19 protein-coding genes and 1 pseudogene are annotated in these 17,910 nt (G+C 71.3%); 9 read left to right on the forward strand and 11 right to left on the reverse strand.

The window, feature by feature from the left end; all coding sequences use genetic code 11:
- Positions 1-20: 20 nt before the first annotated feature.
- Complete coding sequence (locus H508_RS0106695) at positions 21-746, reverse strand: competence/damage-inducible protein A (RefSeq protein ID WP_026373491.1); 726 nt, start codon at positions 744-746, stop codon at positions 21-23.
- Positions 747-966: 220 nt separating this feature from the next.
- Here H508_RS0106695 and H508_RS0106700 point away from each other — a divergent pair, with 220 nt between their 5' ends.
- Positions 967-1,947, forward strand: coding sequence for a hypothetical protein (locus H508_RS0106700; RefSeq protein ID WP_026373492.1), 981 nt, complete (start codon positions 967-969; stop codon positions 1,945-1,947).
- 342 nt (positions 1,948-2,289) lie between these two features.
- On the opposite strand, the gene H508_RS16685 is transcribed toward H508_RS0106700, so the two are convergent.
- The 5 genes from H508_RS16685 to ychF all read right to left on the reverse strand — a co-directional run bounded on the left by H508_RS16685 (position 2,290) and on the right by ychF (position 7,258).
- Complete coding sequence (locus H508_RS16685) at positions 2,290-3,183, reverse strand: hypothetical protein (protein WP_026373493.1); 894 nt, start codon at positions 3,181-3,183, stop codon at positions 2,290-2,292.
- 77 nt (positions 3,184-3,260) lie between these two features.
- Positions 3,261-4,382, reverse strand: coding sequence for an XRE family transcriptional regulator (locus tag H508_RS0106710; protein WP_026373494.1), 1,122 nt, complete (start codon positions 4,380-4,382; stop codon positions 3,261-3,263).
- The gene (locus tag H508_RS0106715; protein ID WP_211220846.1) at positions 4,372-5,181 is read right to left on the reverse strand and encodes a hypothetical protein; all 810 of its coding nucleotides are present in this window, start codon (positions 5,179-5,181) and stop codon (positions 4,372-4,374) included. Before H508_RS0106715 ends, H508_RS0106710 begins: the two co-directional genes overlap by 11 nt.
- 80 nt (positions 5,182-5,261) lie before the next feature.
- A complete protein-coding gene (locus H508_RS0106720; RefSeq protein WP_026373496.1) occupies positions 5,262-5,732 on the reverse strand; it encodes a hypothetical protein in 471 nt (156 codons plus the stop codon).
- A 452-nt stretch (positions 5,733-6,184) separates the two neighbouring features.
- Complete coding sequence (gene ychF, locus H508_RS0106725) at positions 6,185-7,258, reverse strand: redox-regulated ATPase YchF (RefSeq protein WP_026373497.1); 1,074 nt, start codon at positions 7,256-7,258, stop codon at positions 6,185-6,187.
- Positions 7,259-7,326: 68 nt separating this feature from the next.
- Between ychF and H508_RS0106730 the strand changes: the two genes are divergently transcribed.
- The 8 genes from H508_RS0106730 to H508_RS15040 all read left to right on the forward strand — a co-directional run bounded on the left by H508_RS0106730 (position 7,327) and on the right by H508_RS15040 (position 13,181).
- Positions 7,327-8,109: a YoaK family protein gene (locus H508_RS0106730; RefSeq protein ID WP_021010087.1), complete on the forward strand. Its 783-nt coding sequence runs from the start codon at positions 7,327-7,329 to the stop codon at positions 8,107-8,109.
- Between the two features lie 95 nt (positions 8,110-8,204).
- A complete protein-coding gene (locus H508_RS0106735) occupies positions 8,205-8,534 on the forward strand; it encodes a hypothetical protein (protein WP_026373499.1) in 330 nt (109 codons plus the stop codon).
- 26 nt (positions 8,535-8,560) lie between these two features.
- Complete coding sequence (locus H508_RS0106740) at positions 8,561-8,806, forward strand: acylphosphatase (protein WP_021010085.1); 246 nt, start codon at positions 8,561-8,563, stop codon at positions 8,804-8,806.
- A 123-nt stretch (positions 8,807-8,929) separates the two neighbouring features.
- Entirely contained in the window at positions 8,930-9,637 is a 708-nt protein-coding gene (locus tag H508_RS15035; protein ID WP_051222908.1) for a PRC-barrel domain-containing protein, read from the forward strand.
- A 177-nt stretch (positions 9,638-9,814) separates the two neighbouring features.
- Positions 9,815-10,897, forward strand: coding sequence for a Glu/Leu/Phe/Val dehydrogenase dimerization domain-containing protein (locus H508_RS0106750; RefSeq protein ID WP_035254208.1), 1,083 nt, complete (start codon positions 9,815-9,817; stop codon positions 10,895-10,897).
- 109 nt (positions 10,898-11,006) lie between these two features.
- Positions 11,007-11,210, forward strand: a complete 204-nt coding sequence (locus H508_RS0106755) for a hypothetical protein (RefSeq protein WP_021010082.1) — start codon at positions 11,007-11,009, stop codon at positions 11,208-11,210.
- A 179-nt stretch (positions 11,211-11,389) separates the two neighbouring features.
- Positions 11,390-12,178, forward strand: coding sequence for an alpha/beta fold hydrolase (locus tag H508_RS0106760; RefSeq protein ID WP_021064943.1), 789 nt, complete (start codon positions 11,390-11,392; stop codon positions 12,176-12,178).
- Positions 12,179-12,254: 76 nt separating this feature from the next.
- Positions 12,255-13,181, forward strand: coding sequence for a DMT family transporter (locus tag H508_RS15040; RefSeq protein WP_084155174.1), 927 nt, complete (start codon positions 12,255-12,257; stop codon positions 13,179-13,181).
- Here H508_RS15040 and H508_RS15045 read toward each other — a convergent pair.
- The 5 genes and pseudogenes from H508_RS15045 to murA all read right to left on the reverse strand — a co-directional run bounded on the left by H508_RS15045 (position 13,135) and on the right by murA (position 17,896).
- Entirely contained in the window at positions 13,135-13,755 is a 621-nt protein-coding gene (locus tag H508_RS15045) for a DUF488 domain-containing protein (RefSeq protein WP_211220847.1), read from the reverse strand. The two genes, H508_RS15040 and H508_RS15045, sit on opposite strands and share 47 nt — an antisense overlap.
- Entirely contained in the window at positions 13,680-14,771 is a 1,092-nt protein-coding gene (locus H508_RS17385; RefSeq protein ID WP_035254210.1) for a D-alanine--D-alanine ligase family protein, read from the reverse strand. The genes H508_RS15045 and H508_RS17385 overlap by 76 nt, the downstream gene beginning before the upstream one ends.
- A pseudogene (locus H508_RS17390) lies at positions 14,668-15,814 on the reverse strand (NAD(P)H-dependent glycerol-3-phosphate dehydrogenase); the annotation flags it as partial. The pseudogene H508_RS17390 and the gene H508_RS17385, both read right to left, overlap by 104 nt.
- On the reverse strand, positions 15,765-16,580 hold the full coding sequence (locus H508_RS15055) for a lysophospholipid acyltransferase family protein (protein WP_084155175.1): 816 nt from the start codon (positions 16,578-16,580) through the stop codon (positions 15,765-15,767). The pseudogene H508_RS17390 and the gene H508_RS15055, both read right to left, overlap by 50 nt.
- Entirely contained in the window at positions 16,580-17,896 is a 1,317-nt protein-coding gene (gene murA, locus H508_RS0106790) for a UDP-N-acetylglucosamine 1-carboxyvinyltransferase (protein WP_026373503.1), read from the reverse strand. Before murA ends, H508_RS15055 begins: the two co-directional genes overlap by 1 nt.
- Positions 17,897-17,910 lie beyond the last annotated feature (14 nt).

Consider the following 17,910-nt stretch of genomic DNA (forward strand, 5'->3'; position numbering starts at 1 on the left):
TGAGGAAGGCGGGGCGGTGCTCAGCCGACCGCGTCGCGGATCGCGCGGAGGCGCTCGATCGCGACGCGCACGCGCGCCGGGTCGGTGCCGCGCACGACGATGTTGGTGCCGTAGACGCCGGCGTCGTGGAACGGGTAGGAGCCGATGCTGAGCTCGGGCATCACGGCGGCGAGGTCGCGCAGCGGCTCGGCGATGCGGCCCTCCCCCACCTCGAAGCGCAGCTCGTCGGAGACGACCGGCAGCCCCGACTCGAGCCCCGGCAGGACCGCGTCGAGCATCGCGACGAAGATCGCGGGCACGCCGGCCATGACGTGCACGTTGCCGATGCGGAAGCCGGGCGCTCCGCTGATGCGGTTGTCGATGAGCGCCGCGCCGTGCGGGATGCGCGCCATCCGCAGGTGCGCGTCGGTGAGCGTACGCCCCGGCCCGACGGCCGCCTGCAGCGCGGCGCGCGCATCGTCGCGCACCTCGACGCCGACGCCGAACGCATCCGCCACGGCGTCGGCCGTGATGTCGTCGTGCGTCGGGCCGATGCCGCCGGAGGTGAAGACGTGGGTGTGGGCAGCGCTGAGCGCGCGCACCGCGCCGACGATCACGGCATGGTCGTCAGGGACGACGCGGATCTCGCGCAGATCGATGCCGACCTCTCCGAGCCGCCCGGCCAGGTGGTAGGCGTTCGCCTCGCGGGTGCGCCCGGAGAGGATCTCGTCGCCAATCACGAGCATGGCGGCAGTCGGGTTCGTCATGCCCCTAGCGTGCCGTGGCCACCTGGGTAGAACCGGCGACACCGGCTCTTACACGTTGAAACGAGATTCCACGGCGTTCCGTATCCGGACCACCTCTGCGCGGATGACGCCTCGAGACGCTCGCTCTCCGCTGAGGTTCATCTGTCACTTAGACCCCTCACACCTTCCAAGCGCCGTGCCCGCATCCTGCTGAGTGCGCGCCAACCCGTACGGTCGAGCTATGGCATTCAACGCGCTCGTCGTTCAGGTGATGATCTCGGCACCTGGCGACTTTCCTGAGACTCACCGCGGCGTGATCCATCGCGCGATGCGCCGGTGGAACGTGGATCACGGGAAGCTCCGGTCGATCATCTTCGTCCCGACCGACTGGACAGAGGGCTCGACCCCAGGCGTCGCAGACGACTACGCGCAGCAGATGATCAACGAGCAGCTCATCGACGCATCCGACGTGGCGATCGTCGTGTATACCGATCGGCTCGGTACACCGACGCCCGAACATGAGTCGGGCACGGCAGAAGAAACTGACGAGTTTATCCAGACCGGAAAGGAGGTCTTGATCTACCGCAACATGACCGACCGCAGACCGGTTTCCGGAATCGAAGCGACGGCTGAGAAGGCGAGACTCGAGACTTACCTCAGCCACGTCCGCAAGCGCGCTCTGGTAGGCGAGTACAATCAGGCGCACGACTTGGAACTGAAGCTCATGACCGATCTGACGAGGATCGCCACGAAGTTCAAGGCTTCGCTTCAGCCGGTCAAGTCCGACTACGAGGCCGTACCGAGTGCAGTAGAGCTTGGTCGCCGGTACATCGAAGAGAACACTGCACTGTGGGACGCGACCAAGGTGGAGGACCTTACTGAGCTGGGCATCTGGCCGCGAGTCGAGACCAAGGACAGCTCCGTACGTAAAGCCCGGCTCACACTCGGGCCGACGAGGACCTACGAACTGGTGTTCGAAAGCAACATCCCCTACTCGGTGACAGACGTCGAGTATCGCTTCGAGAACTTCGACGGCGAGGAGGAGCAGTCGCTCTACGTCGGCACCGGTGAACGACGCATCCCAAGCCTCCGGCCGAAGGGCACGTTCTCGGTCCCGCTCCCGCTGACGTTCGACTCCCCCGACATGGTTGAGTGCATCGTGACCTTCCTGGACCGAAACGGCGTCGAGCGTGAGACTCGCACCACCTTGAAGCTGCGATGAACTATGAAGGCATCCTCGCCACTACTTAGGGGTCAACAGATTTCACCCTTTCCGCGCTGACGGCTGGCACGACCGCGCGCAACCGATGCACGCGCCTGACTGTCATTGGGTGTCGGTCGCTTCGCGGGTTGCTCGTCTCACCAGCCTGGGCTCGAAGTCTCGAAAACTGGCCGCGAGCCCCGGCTCCGGCTCCGGCTTCGGCTCCGGCTTCGGCTCCGGCTTTGGCTCCGGAGCTCTTCGTTCAGAAACCATCGCAAAGAGCGTCGTGGCCGCACCGCACCGCTCACCGTCAGAGGTTAGACCGCAAAGCGGAACTCAACCACGTCGCCGCGGCTAGGACCGTCAGCTCCTGACCGTCGCCCTCGTCTCACGGGCGTTCCCCGAGGCGTCGGTCCACGTGACCACGCAGTCGACCGCATCGGGCGACCCCGCGGCGAGCAGCAGGGGGAACCGCGCTTCCTGGCCGGGCGGGATGGTTCCGAGAGGACCGTCCTCGCGATAGACGCGGAACAGCGCTCCCTCCGGCATGTCCACGAACTTGAAGTCGACGTCAGCGGCTGGCCCGCGCGAGGTGTTGTGGAGGACGAGCGACCAGTGTCGCTCGGTCTTCACCCGGCCTTTGCTGTCGGTCTTCACGCTCTCGCGCACCTCCGCCCGCGGCCAGACGCCCTCAGAAGGGTCTGGCCCCTCCGGCTGCGCGTCCTTCGAGGACTCGACCGACTGCTGGAACTGCGCCGTCGCTCGGCTGAGGAAGTTGTTGAGGTGACCGATGAGGACCCCGTCATTGCCGTACTCGAGGACAAGCGCGGATTTGCGCAGCTCGTCCAGGTAGGCGTTGAGCCTCTGCCGCTCGTACAGCGCAGCGCCGCTCAGGGGCGGGCGCGGAGCGGAGTTCACGAGGACCGCCACCGACTTCCCCGCCTCGAGAAGGACCTTGATCTCCTCAGCCGTGCCCGACTCGGCCTCGCCGGTCGGCGTCCCGAGGCGATCGTGAAAGAGCGCCACCGCGAGATCGGCCTCCCCAACGATCTGATGGTTGAGGATTTCCTGCGGCCGTTCGCCGAACTCGGCGACGGCGTGCTCGGTCCAGGACACGGGCAGAACTGTCAGGCCGACATGGCGGCCGAGGTTGAGGTTCCACTGGCTGATCGTCTTGCGCATGACGGCCATGTCCTCGAGCGGAACGTCGCCTGGTGCCGAGATAAGCAGGTGCAGAGCGAGCGTGGGATAGGCCATCCGAGAGGATCCTTCTTCGTGGGTCGTGATCGGTACGGTCGGGCGGCATCCGTCGCCGCCCGGCAGGAACGAGGTCGTCAGTCGCTGCCGACGAGGCGCAGCACCGGGCGCTCGTCGCCCTCCCCCAGCAGATCGCGGACCTGGGTAGGGCTAATCTTCAGCGATTCGGCGAGCACAGGCACGGGCGCGCCGTGATGACCGGCGAGGTCAGCGGCCTTCCGGAGAAGCGTCGGCACCTCGCCCGGATAGGCGCTCGTCGGGTCGGCCTTGGGATCATAGACGGCCGAGAGACGCTGGTAGGCCCGACGTGCCGAAGACTCGGTGGTACGCCCCCGCTCGACCATTCGGCGGATCAAGGAGGTCGGCGAGACGCCCCATGTCCTGCCGAGGCGGTCGAGGGCAGCGAGGTCGAGCCGCTGCGGCAACGCCGCGTCCATGGACGCCGCCGGGGTGAGGAATGCCGCCGCGAACTCGTCGGCCTCCTTCTCGACGGCCGCACTGTGCTCTCCGAAGTCGGAGTGGAGCAGCAGGTGCCCGATCTCGTGCGCGATCGAGAACCGGTGCCTGAACACGTTCTCCGTCCGGCGCGGCGTTGTGATTACGATCGGCCGGTCGACGATGACGACGGAGAAGGCGTCGACGGCGTCGATCTCGGCGAGCGGGCGCACTGCGACCACGATGCCGCGGGACTCGGCCGTGGCGACCAGGTGCTTGACCGGGCCGTCGGGCAGGCCCCAATGTCGGCGCAGGAGGGCCGCCGCCTCGGAGGGCGAGCTCCCGGCAGGAGCGACAGGGAGATCAGCTTCCGGAAGTCTGACGTGCCGCTCGAGCGCGAAGGTTAGTTCCCAGATTAGCGTCGCCGTGGCCAGCGCCTTCTGCCGATCGCTCACGCGGGCCGAGCGCAGGCTACGGAAGTGGGCGTTGACCGTGTCGATGCGCGCGAGCGGGCGACCGACACTGAAGAAGCCCGGCCGGACGTCCAGTGCCTTCGCCAAGCGCTCGACGACGTCCGCGCGAGGGGAGTTGACGCCTGCCTCGTACTGTCCGATCGCCGTAGGGGAGACGCCGACCTTGGCGGCCAGCTCCGTCTTAGTCACCGACTTGCGGACTCGGGCCTGGGTCAGGCGCGCCGGCTCGAAGCGGCCGTGGGTTTGCCCGGAGCCAGAGAGGCCGAACAGGCTAGGAGTGTCACCGCGCATATGGATCGATGCCCTCCTGCTTGCGCGGCTCGACGACGGGCTCGATCGGCTCGCCCTCGCTGAACGACTCCACGTTGGATGCCGCGTCGACCGAGACGCCCTCCGGCTCCCAGATGCTCTCCTGGCCGTGAAGCGTCACCTTGCCGGCCTCGTCAAGCTCGGCGACGGCCCACTCGATCGCTTGCAGCTGGCGCGGCGTTGACCAGACCATGACAAGCACCAAGGGCATCCCGTCACGGACGGCCTCGAGCATGACCTCCGTCTCTGCCACTCCGACGACATCCTCGTCCGCTTCGGCCTCATCGGAGAAGGTGGGATCGAACAGCATCGCAGGAGGCGGCGGTGCTGCGAAGCCCGACTGGCGCGTCGGGCTGGACGCGAACTTGCTCACGGCCTCGCGGTCGTCAGGCGCTCGCCAGACGTATACCAGGCAGCCGTTGACGACCGGCAACTTGTGCCCGCCGGGGGTCAGCGTATGCGACTGGAAGCCATGCCGCGTGATCGTGTCATGAGCCTCGTCCAGCAGATCGCGCCACTGGCTGCCAAAGCCCATCCCGTACCGCGACCGCGACACCGCGTGCGCCTCCGCGAACCGGTAGTGCACCGATCTCACGGCCTCCACGACCGCATCTCGGACGCCTTGCGCGTGGAGACCGAGAGCATCGGCCGGTGAATCTGAGCCCATCGTGAACCTCCTGGAGTCGCGTCCGAGCCGCCGATACGGTCTGGACTGGAACTTCAGTATGACACACGATTCGAGCATGGCCGCTTCAGTCAATGACGGCGCGCTGTCCACCATTGTCGGCTCCTTGCGCACCGGCGCCCGACGGCTTGCGTGCCACCGTCACTCGAGCCGCATGGTGCCCGCATGTCCGAGCCTCATGGCTCGGAGTAGGTCACGCGTTCGACACTCTTCAAGGTCGCCCGAGGGGGCTCATGCCTGATCCAGCCGATCCCGTCCCAGAACTTCCTCGACTCGACGCCGTCGTTCAGGGCAGTCAGGCGCGGTAGAGGGTGCCGGTCTCGGATCGCCTGTACGGTCGCGCGGCCGATGCCTTTCCCGCGTAGCGGGACCGCGACCTCGAACGCGAGAATGTCAAGCTGTCCGTGCGGAAGGTCCCCAAGAACAGGATCTACACGGGCACCTGTCATGACGTACTTGCTCCGCGCGACTTCTCGAGCGCCGAGCATGATCGACACCCAGTGATCTTCGGGCGGCGGCTCGTTCTCATACCTGTCCCGCCACCACCGCATTTCGAAGTCGGAAGAACTCTCGAACGTGGGGTACCAGTACCGACGCTTGCGCCGGGGCGTCCTGCTAACGATCTGAAGGCGCTCATCACCGCTCATTGTGCGACTTTAGTAGTTCCTGCGCTGAGCACCTCAAGCAGACTGCAGAGAGAACGCGCACCCGCCACCAGAGTTCGATCGTGACAAACGGCTTGACGCTGCTACCGCCGACGGTGCTGGGTGTGGCGCCTTAGAGGGCTCTCAAATGGTGATCGCATAGAACCGATCGGCAACGGCCCGCCGGCCTACCCCGCATGGCGCGCACCTGTCCTTCAATCGAGACCCAGCCATTCTCAGTCAGCGGCCTGCCCTCTCACGACCGCTTCGAGGCCGTGCGGATGCGGCCGAGCGCTCGAGAAGGACGTCACCCAGTGGGGAGCAGTTCGCGGTCGATATTGCTCGACTCGAACACACAAGATCCCACAGCGTCGGGCTTGCGGGGCAGCTCGAAGACGCCAAAGCGGCACTTGGCATCGTCATCCGAAGAGCTAGACCCCCGGTCGGAAGTTGAATCAGACATTGAAGCGGAACTCCACCACGTCGCCGTCGGCCATCACGTAGTCCTTGCCCTCGATCCGCACGCGGCCGGCAGCCTTCGCCTCCGCCATCGAGCCGTACTGGTCGAGGTCGGCGAACGAGACGACCTCCGCCTTGATGAAGCCGCGCTCGAAGTCGGTGTGGATGACGCCCGCCGCCTGCGGCGCGGTCCAGCCCTTGCGGATCGTCCAGGCGCGCGACTCCTTCGGCCCGGCCGTCAGGTAGGTCTGCAGGCCGAGGGTGTCGAATCCGATGCGGGCGAGCTGGTCGAGGCCCGACTCCTCCTGGCCGAGCGACTGCAGCAGCTCGAGCGCCTCGTCCTGGTCGAGGTCGATGAGCTCCGACTCGACCTGCGCGTCGAGGAAGACGGCCTTCGCCGGTGCGACGAGCGCCGCGAGCTCGGCCTTCTTCGCCTCGTCCGAGAGCACGGCCTCGTCGACGTTGAAGACGAACAGCTGCGGCTTCGCCGTCAGGAGGCCGAGCTCCTTGATGGGCGCGACGTCGAAGCCGGCCTGCGAGAGCGTCGTGCCGGCGTTGAGGATCCCCTGCGCCTCGACCGCGGCCGCGAGCACGGCCGGGTCGGCCTTCTTGCCGCGCACGTCCTTCTCGAGGCGCGGCACCGCCTTCTCGAGCGTCTGCAGGTCGGCGAGGATGAGCTCGGTGTTGATCGTCTCCATGTCGGAGGCCGGGTCGACCTTGCCGTCGACGTGCACGACATCCGAGTCGCTGAAGCCGCGCACGACCTGCGCGATCGCGTCGGCCTCGCGGATGTTCGCGAGGAACTGGTTGCCGAGCCCCTCGCCCTCGCTCGCGCCCTTCACGATGCCGGCGATGTCGACGAACGAGACGGTCGCGGGCAGGATCTTGGCCGAGCCGAAGATCTCGGCGAGGCGCGTGAGGCGCTCGTCCGGCAGCTCGACCACCCCGATGTTCGGCTCGATCGTCGCGAACGGGTAGTTCGCCGCGAGCACGGTGTTCTTGGTGAGAGCGTTGAAGAGGGTCGACTTGCCCACGTTGGGGAGTCCGACGATGCCGATCGTGAGTGCCACGACAGACCAGCCTACCGGCGCGCATCCGCCGCCCGGGCCCGACGGGCGGCCGCACTAGCCTCGGGATCATGGATGCGTCACCGGGGCCGGGCGGGCGGGCCGCGCCCCTCGTCGCGTACCTCCGGGGCATCGCCGGCCCGGACCGCTCGCCGCGCTGGAACCGCGACCTCGCGGTGCTGCTCGCGCTCACGGCGGGCATCCTCAACTCCGTCGGCTTCATGGCGATCGCGCTCTACACCTCGCACATGACGGGCCTCACCGCGATGCTCGCCGACAGCCTCGTGCTCGGCTCGCTCGACATCGCGCTGCTGTGCTTGACCGGTCTCACCTCGTTCGTCGTCGGCGCGGCGGTGTGCGCGCTGCTCTTCAACTGGGCGCGGCGTCGCGAGCTGCAGAGCCGCTTCGCGATCGTGCTGCTGCTCGAGGCGGCGCTCGCGCTCTTCATCGGCCTCGTCGCGCACGAGCTCACCGCCGACGCCGGGCGCGAGTGGGTGCTCATCGCCCTGCTCGGCTTCACGATGGGCCTGCAGAACGCCGTGATCACGAAGATCTCGGATGCGCAGATCCGCACGACGCACGTGACCGGCATGGTCACCGACATCGGCATCGAGCTCGGCAAGCTCGTCTATCCGAAGCGCGCCGGCGACCCCGATCCCGTGCGACCGCGGCTCGGGCGGCTCGGCCTGCACGTGCTGCTCGTGAGCGCCTTCTTCGTCGGCGGCGTGACCGGCGCGCTCGCCTACCAGGCGATCGGCTTCCTCACCGTCGTGCCTACCGCCGTGCTGCTGCTCGCCTTCGCGAGCGTGCCGGTGATCGAGGATGCGCGCGGGCGCTCGCGACGCTCCGCGTGAGCGCGACGCGGCCCTCCCCTTTCCCAGGCTGCGCGCGTAGCGTCGTGTCCACAGCGCAGCCGACGGCTGCCGCAGGACCGCGGAGGAGAGCGATCATGGCGAACTGGAACGATCCGACGTACGACTCGCGCGAGGGCGACCCGGTCTACCACGAGGCACCGCCGGCGGACAGCGGCTCGGCGAGCTCCTTCGACGCCCGCCACAACGAGTTCGTGCCCGAGGAGGGCCAGTCCGGCGCGGGCGTCGACGCTCGCACGGGCGAGACGGTGCACGGCGACGGTCAGGCCAAGGAGGCGCCGAACGACGACTTCTCTGGCGGCCGCGACGCCGAGCAGCCCGAGGAGCTCGACGGCAGCGACCAGCGCGACCTCGAGGACGCCGCGCGCCGCACGGACGCCCCGAGCCTCGAGGGCGACGGGCGCTGACCGAGCGCATCCGACGCCGCTTCGTCGTGCACGGCACCGTGCAGGGCGTCGGCTTCCGCATGGCCGCGCGCCGCGAGGCGGAGCGGCTCGGGCTCGCGGGCTCGGTGCGCAACCGCTTCGACGGCACCGTCGAGGCGGAGGCCGAGGGTGCGACGGATGCGGTGGCGGCGTTCGGCGCGTGGCTCGCGCACGGGCCCGACACGGCGCGCGTCGATCGCGTCGACGCCACCTCGATCGAGGCGCGCGGCGAAGCGGGCTTCGCCGTGCGCTGACGGGCGGCGCGGATCGGGAGCCGGCTGTCACGGGCTGCTCAGGATGCGCGCGTAGCGTCGCGGCCAGGCGACAGCCGCCCTCGCCGGCGGAGCTCGGCGCGGACCCGAACCGTTGGAGGCATCGTGACATTCCAGGGCAACATCGACCGGCTGGTCGGCCGCGAGGTGGTCGGCAGCGACGGCGAGCGCATCGGCGACGTGGGGCAGGTCTTCGTGCTCGAGGGCACGGACGAGCCGACCTGGATCACCGTCAGGACCGGGCTGTTCGGCATGCACGAGTCGTTCATCCCGGTCGCCGGCGCGACCGAGCGCGGCGACGGGCTCGTCGTGCCCTTCGAGAAGTCGTTCGTGAAGGATGCGCCGCGCATCGACGACGCGAGCGAGCTCTCCGTCGAGCAGGAGGCCGAGCTCTACCGCTACTACGGGGTCGAGCCGCCGATGCAGCAGCGGGCCGTCATCGGCGAGCACGAGCGCGACGCGCGGGACCGCCACGACGAGGACCGCGATCGCGGTGTCGGCGGCCACTTGCAGCACACGGATGAGCGCCACCCCGGCGACGCCGACGACTCCGGACCCTCGACGGCGCACGCGGATCGCACGCCCTACGGCGGCGGGCACGACGCCGGGAGCGCCGACTCGAGCGGCAGCGGCTCCGACGACGAGCGCGGCGTGCGCGGCCGCGGCTCCGACGACGCGCAGCCCTCCGCCGGCGGGCCGCGCTTGCGGCGCCGCATCGTGACCGAGATGCAGACGATCCAGGTGCCGGTGCAGCGCGAGGAGATCGTCGTCGAGGGGGACGGCATCGAGCCGGACGGCGACGACCGCCGCTGAGGGCAGGCTGCGCAGTCCAGACGCCTCCCGGGGTGCCCCGCTGCGCATGGCGCGCAACCGCGACCGACGCGCTTGCGCGCACCGCGCATCCGCACCACCATGGTGGCAAGCCGCGCGATCCGCGGCCCCGACCCACGGCGCCGAAGCCGGCGCCGGCACTCAATGAGGAGAGCCGCCATGAGCGCAATCCCTGAGTTCTCGCACGAGCGCGTCCTGACCTCCATGGGCGCCCGCAGCGGACTCGTCATCACCGTCGCACTCCACTCGAGCGCACTCGGACCCGCCCTCGGCGGGTGCCGCATGTGGAGCTACCCGACCTGGGCCGACGGCCAGGCCGACGCCCTCCGACTCTCGGCGGCGATGACGCTCAAGAACGCCGCAGCCAGCCTCGACGCGGGCGGCGGCAAGTCGGTCATCGCCCTGCCGATGGGCGAGGCGCTCGACCCCGACCGCCGCCGCGCCGCGCTGCTCGACCTCGGCGACCTCGTGGAGGCGCTCGAGGGCCGCTACCGCACCGCCGAGGACGTCGGCACGACCGAGCACGACATGCTCGTCGTCCGCGAGCGCACGGAGCACGTCGTCGGCCTGCCCGCGGAGAGCGGTGGCGCCGGCGAGCCCGCCGGGGCGACCGCGCTCGGCGTCTTCTCGGCGATCGCGCCCACGCTCGGCGAGGCGTTCGGCTCGGAGCAGATCGAGGGCCGCTCGTTCGTCATCTCGGGCCTCGGCCAGGTCGGCGGCCGCCTCGCGCGCATGCTCGCGGGCCACGGCGCGGAGCTCATCGTCACCGACATCGACGAGCGCAAGCGCCAGCTCGCCGACGAGCTCGGCGCCCGCTGGATCGCGCCGGAGATGGCGCTCTCCACCCCCGCCGACGTGCTCGTGCCCGCGGGCCTCGGGGGCATCCTCACCGACGAGGCGATCGACGCGCTGCCCGTGCGGGCGGTCGTCGGCCCCGCCAACAACCCGCTCGCCGACCGCTCGGGCGCCGAGCGGCTGCAGGAGCGCGGCATCGTCTACGCGCCCGACTTCGTCGTGAACGCGGGCGGTGTCATCCACCTCGAGGGCATGGCCCACGGCCAGGAGTGGCCCACGATCGCCGAGCGGCTGACGGGCATCGCCGACACGGTGCGCGGCGTCATGGCGAGCGCGCGCGAGCGCGGCACCACGCCGCTCGCCGCCGCCGAGGCGCTCGCCGCGGCGCGCATCGAGGCCGCCCGCGGCTCGCGCGCCGCGACGGCCCGCACCGCCGTCGCGGTCTGAGGGCTCGCTGAGCCGGGCGGTGCCCACCCGCCCGGCTCGGCGCTCCCCCAGCCTCGGCGCGTAGCGTCGGCCTCGAGCGGCCAGCGACGCCGCGGATGAGGAGAGCACCATGCACGACGAGCAGCGGTCCGACGCCCCCGGCGAGCAGGTCGACCCGGCGCAGCGCTCGAGCCACTCGCCCGACGAGGCGGTCGTCGACGAGGGCATCGACACAGGGCAGACGCACACGAGCGAGCCCGACCCGGCGATCGGCGAGAGCATCGAGGAGAGCCCGGCGGAGGGCTTCGACCCCGACGCGCCCAGCGGCACCTGACCGGGGGTCGATCCGCTCGCGCTCGCGGTGCGGCGGGGCGCCCGAGTTGACATCGCGGGGGCCGGGATGGTCGACTCGACCCACCCTGTCCCCCGATCCGCGCGACGTCTCGGCGCGCGAACCCCGATCCGCTCCGCCCCGCCGGGCGCCGCCGGCTCGGCACCCGGAGCACCCTGGCAATGACCGCCTTCCCCGAAGCCCACCGGCCGTCGGTCGCGAGCACCCACCGGCCGGTCGTGCTCCTGCACGCCGGGAGCGCCGGGAACTGGATGTGGGAGCCGCAGCTGCCGGCGGTGCGCGATCGCCTCGCCCTCACGCCGCACCTCCCCGGGTTCGGGCCGCGCGTCGACGAGGAGTGGCCGGGGCTCGCGGCCGCGGCGGACGACGTCGCCCGACGCATCCGCGATCTCGGCGCGGAGGGCGCGGTCGACGTCGTCGGCGTCTCGCTCGGGGGCGTGCTCGCGCTGCACCTCGCGGCGCGGCACCCGCAGCTCGCCGCGTCGGTGCTCACGAGCGGCACCGCGGTGCTGCCGGTGATCGGCGTCGCGCGCACGGCCTCGGCGCTGCAGCTGCTGCTGTGGAACCGCCGCGCGCTCTGGCGCGCGCAGGCGAGCAGCCTCGGCCTCTCGCCCGAGGGCGTCGGCCGCTTCGTCGAGCACGGGCTCTCGGTGCGCCGCGCGACCGCGCGCGCGATGCTCGACGAGATCTGGGCCGGCGCGATGCCGGAGGGGCTCGAGCGCTACCGGGGGCGGATGCTGCTGGTCGCGGGAGAGTTCGACCCTCCCGTGATGGCCCAGTCGCTCGACGCCCTGCTCGAGGTCGCGCCGCACGCCGAGACGCGCACCGCGCCGGGCATGCGCCACATCTGGAACCTCGACCACGCGAAGCGCTTCAACGCGATGCTGCGCGACTGGCTGCGCGGCGGGGTCGACCACTGGCTGCTCGAGCCGACGCACGTGCTGCTCTGAAGCGCTGGCGGGATCTCGACGGAGCTCGGCAGGGTCGCCGCTCGTCGGCGCGGGCGGCCGCGCCTAGGCTCGCCGCATGACCCTCCCGGCGCGCGACCGACTGCTCGTCATCGGCGCGGTCGTCGTGCCGCTCCTCGCGTGGGCCTCCGCGTTCCTCGTCATCCGCGCGCTCGCGGGCGCCTTCGACCCGGGCTCGCTCACGCTCGGACGGCTCGCGGTCGCCGCGGTCGTGCTCGGCGGCGTGCAGCTCGCGCGCGGCGGCTGGGTGCGCCCCACGCGGCGCGAGTGGCTGCTGCTGGGCGCCTTCGGCCTCTCGTGGTTCCTCATCTACAACCTCGCCCTCAACGCCGCGGAGCACGAGCTCGACGCCGGCACCGCGGCGCTGCTCGTGAACGTCGCACCGCTCATCGTCGCGCTCGTCGCGGGCGGGCTGCTCGGCGAGGGCTTCCCGCGCTGGCTCATGGTCGGCGCGCTCGTCGCGTTCGGCGGCGTCGCGCTCATCGGCGCCGCGACCGCGACCGGTGCGCTGAGCGTCACCGGCGTGCTGCTCGCGCTGCTCGCCGCCGTGACCTACGCGATCGCGGTGCTGCTGCAGAAGCCGCTGCTGCGCCGCCTGCCGGGCCTGCAGATGACCTTCATCGGCGTGGCGATCGGCACGGTCGGCAGCCTGCCGTGGGCCGGGCCGCTCGTCGCCCAGGTCGGCGCCGCGACGGCGGCCGAGATCGCGGGCGTCGCCTACCTCGGCGTCGTGCCGACCGCGATCGCGTTCCTCGCGTGGGCGTACGCGCTGGGCCGGATGCCCGCGGGCAGGCTCATCACGACGACCTACCTCGTGCCCGTGCTCGCGACCGCCGCGGCGTGGCCGCTGCTGGGCGAGGTGCCGCCGCCGCTCGCGCTCATCGGCGGGCTCGTGTGCCTCGTCGGCGTCGCACTCACGCGGCTGCCCGATCGCGCGCTCAGCCGGCGCCCGGCACCGGCGGCCACTGCAGCGCCCCGTCCCTGACGGTCGCGGTCTCGCTCGGCTCGTGCGGCCGCAGCGAGCCGTCGTGCATGAGGTGCTCGACCGGCACGCCGTGCAGCCGCGCCGCGACGTCGGCGACCACCCGCCGATGGCATCGCCACCACACCGCCTCCGAGCACATGACCGCCGTGCGCCGCGCCGACGCATCCTCGAGCACCGACGCCATGCCGGCCTCGAACTCGGGCGTCCGCGTCCAGGCGGCGTAGGCGCGGAACGCGTCGACGCGCCACCAGCCGTCGGGTGAGGCGGCGTCCTGCTCGGCCGTCAGCCGGCGCCGGCCGCCGAGCCGCTCCTCCCAGCGCCACGCGATGCCGCCCGCCGCGAGCTCGCCCTCGATGGCGTCGCGAGCGGCGGCGGGGTTCGTGCGGCTGCCGGGGAAGCGCCGGATGTCGACGACGAGCTCGACGCCCGCGCCCGTCAGGAGCGAGCGCAGGCCGTCGCCGTCGAGCCGGCCGTGGCCGACCGTGAGCAGCGGGCCGGCTACCGCTCCTCCCCGAGCCCGAGCTCGATGAGCTCGGTGATGAGGTCGGTGTAGGCGATGCCGCTCGCCTGCCACACGACGGGGAACATCGAGATGGAGGTGAAGCCGGGCATCGTGTTGATCTCGTTCACGACGATGCCGTGCTCGGGCGAGAGGAAGAAGTCGACGCGCGCGAGGCCCGCGCCCTCGATCGCCTCGAAGGCGCGGACGGCCGTCTCCTGCAGCTCGCGCACCGTCGCGTCATCGAGGTCGGCCGGGCACTCGGTGCGCGCGGTCGGGGTGCCGCGGTACTTCGCGTCGAAGTCGTAGTACGTGCCCTCGTCGAGCACGATCTCGCCGGGCAGCGAGGCGCGCGGCCGCGCGCCGTCGCGGCCGCCGAGCACGCCGACCTCGATCTCGCGGCCCGCGATCCCCACCTCGACGAGCGCGCGCGAGTCCTCGGCGAGCGCGAGCTCCATCGCGCGATCGAGATCGGCGGGCGCGTCGACGCGCGTGACGCCGACCGACGAGCCGGCGCGGGCCGGCTTGACGAACACCGGGAGCGGGAAGTCGGCGAGGCGCGCGCGCACGCCCTCCGCGTCGCGTCGCCACTCGCCGCGCGAGACGGTCATCCACGGCGCGACGGCGATGCCGACGTGCTCGAGCACCGTCTTGGCGAAGTGCTTGTCCATCGCGACGGCGCTCGAGAGCACGCCGTTGCCCACGTAGGGGATGTCGATGAGGTCGAGCATGCCCTGCACGGTGCCGTCCTCGCCGAAGCGCCCGTGCAGGATGGGGAAGACGACGTCGACGTCGCCGAGCTCGCGGATCGCGCCCGCTGCGTCGACCGCGGTGAGCGTGCGCGAGTCGCTCGTGGTCGGCATGAGCACGGCGTCGCCGCCGACGACCTCGGGCGAGCGCTCGAGCGCGAGCGGCGCCGGGTCGTCGGCCTGCAGCACGAAGCGGCCGTCGCGCGCGATGCCGATCGGCACGACGTCGTAGCGGTCGCGGTCGATGTGCGCGAGCACGCTCCCGGCGGTCGCGCACGAGATGAGGTGCTCGCTCGAGCGACCTCCGAACAGCAGCGCGACGCGCGTCTTCCCCTCGGCCACGGTCACTCCTGGATCGGCTCGTCGTCGGTCGTCAGATGCGGTGCGATGTCGCGCGGGTCCATCTCGCCGTCGAGCACGAGCCGCACCTGCTCGAGGATCGGCATGCGCACGCCCGCCGCGGCCGCGAGCTGCGCGACCGGCTCGACCGAGGCGAGGCCCTCGGCGACCTGCTCCATGCGGGCGACGACGTCGGTGCGCGAGTAGCCCATGCCGAGCAGCCGGCCGGCCGTGAAGTTGCGCGAGAGCGGCGACCCGCACGTCGCGATGAGGTCGCCGAGGCCCGCGAGCCCGCTCATCGTCTCGCGCTCGGCGCCGTGGGCGACCGCGAAGTCGGTCACCTCGGCGAGGCCGCGCGTGATGATCGACGCCTTCGTGTTCTCGCCGTAGCCGACGCCGTCGACGATGCCGATCGCGAGCGCGACGAGGTTCTTCAGCACGCCGCCGAACTCGGTGCCGACGACGTCGGTGTTGATGAAGGAGTGGAAGTAGTCGTTGCGGGCGCGCTTGGCGACCTCGCGCGCCGTCTCGGGGCTCGACGACGAGACGACCGCGGCAGTCGGGTGCTCCTGGGCGATCTCGAGCGCGAGGTTCGGGCCCGACACGACCGCGATGCGGCCGGCGTCGATCGCGAGCTCCTCGGCGATCACCTCGCTCATGCGCAGCCGCGAGCCCGCCTCGACCCCCTTGATGAGGCTCACGATGGGCGCGTCGGGCCCGATCGCGCCGCCGTGCTCGCGCAGCAGCTCGCGCAGCTGCTGGCTCGGCACGGCGAGGTAGACCTGGGATGCGCCCTCGAGTGCCGCGCGGATGTCGCTCGTCGCGTGCAGGGTCGCCGGGAGCGTGATGCCCGGCAGGTAGCGCGTGTTGCGGCGCGACTCGTCGATCTCGCGCGCCGCCTCGGGCCGCCTCGCCCACAGCACCGTGTCGGTGCCGCCGTCGGCGAGCGCCTTCGCGAACGTCGTGCCCCAGCTCCCCGCGCCGAGCACCGCGACGTCAGCCATCCGCGCGCCCGTCCTCGTCCCGCGCGTCGCCGGCCGACGCATCCGGCCCCTGCGTGCCCGGCTCGAAGCGGCCCGTCTCGGCCTGCCCGTAGTGGGCGGGGTCGTAGCGCACGGCGGGCGGCTCCTCGCCGCGCAGCTCGCCGAGCAGACCGGCGATCGCGCCCATGACGCGGTCGGTCGCGGCGGTCATCGAGGCCTGGTCGGTCTTGCCCTCGAAGTCGGAGAGGTCGACGGGCGGGCCGAAGAGGATGTCGATCGTCTTCCGCGGGAACGGGCGGATCGCCTTGCCGTAGCGCGGCATGAGGTGCTGCGTGCCCCAGTGCGCGGCGGGGATGAGCGGCACGCCCGCCTCGAGCGCCATGCGCACGGCGCCGGTCTTGCCGCGCATGGGCCACAGGTCGGGCTCGCGCGTGAGCGAGCCCTCGGGGTAGATGATGACGCCGAGCTCGTCGCGCACGAGCGTGCGGGCGGCCTCCATCGGCGCCGACTGGGCCGATCGGCCCGCGCGGTCGACCGGGATCTGGCCCGCGGCGCGCAGGATCGCGCCGACGACGGGGATCCTGAACAGGCTCGCCTTCGCCATGAAGCGCGGCACGCGGCCGGCCTTCCACACCGCCATCGCCATGACGATCGGGTCGATCTCGCTGTAGTGGTTGGGCGAGAGCACGAACGCGCCGCGCGCGGGCAGGTGCTCGTGCCCGCGGATGCGGAGCTTCGCCATCGCGGTCATCGCCGGGATGACCGCGGCGGCGATCCCGACGTAGACGGACGTGCGCTCCGGCTTCGGCGGGCGGCCGGGCAGCGCCATCAGCCCTCCACGTCGAAGTCCGCGCCGAGGGTCTCGAGCTTCTCGATGAAGCGCTCGTAGCCCCGGGCGATGATCCCGACGTTCGAGATGCGGCTCGTGCCCTCGGCGGTCAGCGCGGCCACGAGGTGGCTGAAGCCGCCGCGCAGGTCGGGCACCACGACATCCGCGCCGTGCAGCTCGACGGGGCCCGCGATGACGGCGGAGTGCTCGTAGTTGCGCTGCCCGAAGCGGCACGCGTGGCTGCCGAGGCAATCGGTGTGGATCTGGATGCGCGCGCCCATCTCGACGAGCGCCTCGGTGAAGCCGAAGCGCTGCTCGTAGACGGTCTCGTGCACGATCGAGATGCCGTTGGCCTTCGCGAGCGCCACGACGAGCGGCTGCTGCCAATCGGTCATGAAGCCGGGGTGCACGTCGGTCTCGACGACGACGGGCTTGAGGTCGCCGCCGGGGTGCCAGAAGCGGATGCCGTCGTCCTCGATCTCGAAGGCGCCGCCCGCCTTGCGGAAGACGTTGAGGAAGGTCGTCATCTCGGGCTGGCGCGCGCCCTCGAGGAAGACGTCGCCGCCGGTCGCGAGCGCCGCGCACGCCCACGAGGCTGCCTCGTTGCGGTCGAAGAGCGCCGTGTGGCGGTAGCCGACGAGCTTGTCGACGCCCTCGATGCGGATCGTGCGGTCGGTGTCGACCTGGATCTCGGCGCCCATCTTCTGCAGGATCGCGATGAGGTCCATGATCTCGGGCTCGACCGCGGCGCCCGTGAGCTCGGTGCGGCCCTTCGCGCGCACGGCGCCGAGCAGCACCTGCTCGGTCGCGCCGACCGAGGGGTAGGGCAGGTGGATCTTCGCGCCGTGCAGCCCGTTGGGGGCCGACATGCGGATGCCGCTCGGCAGCTTCTCGACGACGGCGCCGAAGTTGCGGAGCACCTCGAGGTGGTAGTCGATCGGCCGGTCGCCGATGTGGCAGCCGCCGAGGTCGGGGATGAACGCCTCGCCGAGCTGGTGCAGCAGCGGGCCGCAGAACAGGATCGGGATGCGCGAGGAGCCCGCGTGCGCGTTGATCGACGTCTCGTGCGCCGTGCGCACGTTCGCCGGGTCGAGCCGCAGCGTGTCGCCGTCGCGCTCGACCGTCACGCCGTGGAGCTCGAGCAGGCCCTGCACGACGCGCACGTCGCTGATCTCGGGCACGCTGCGCAGCTCGCTCGGCGACTCGCCGAGCAGCGCCGCGACCATCGCCTTCGTGACGAGGTTCTTCGCGCCCTTCATCTGGATGCGGCCCTGGAGCGGCTTGCCGCCCCGCACGGTGATGCGGTCGACGTTCATGCCGACGGCGGCTC

This window comes from Agrococcus lahaulensis DSM 17612, from assembly GCF_000425105.1.
Taxonomy (GTDB): domain Bacteria; phylum Actinomycetota; class Actinomycetes; order Actinomycetales; family Microbacteriaceae; genus Agrococcus; species Agrococcus lahaulensis.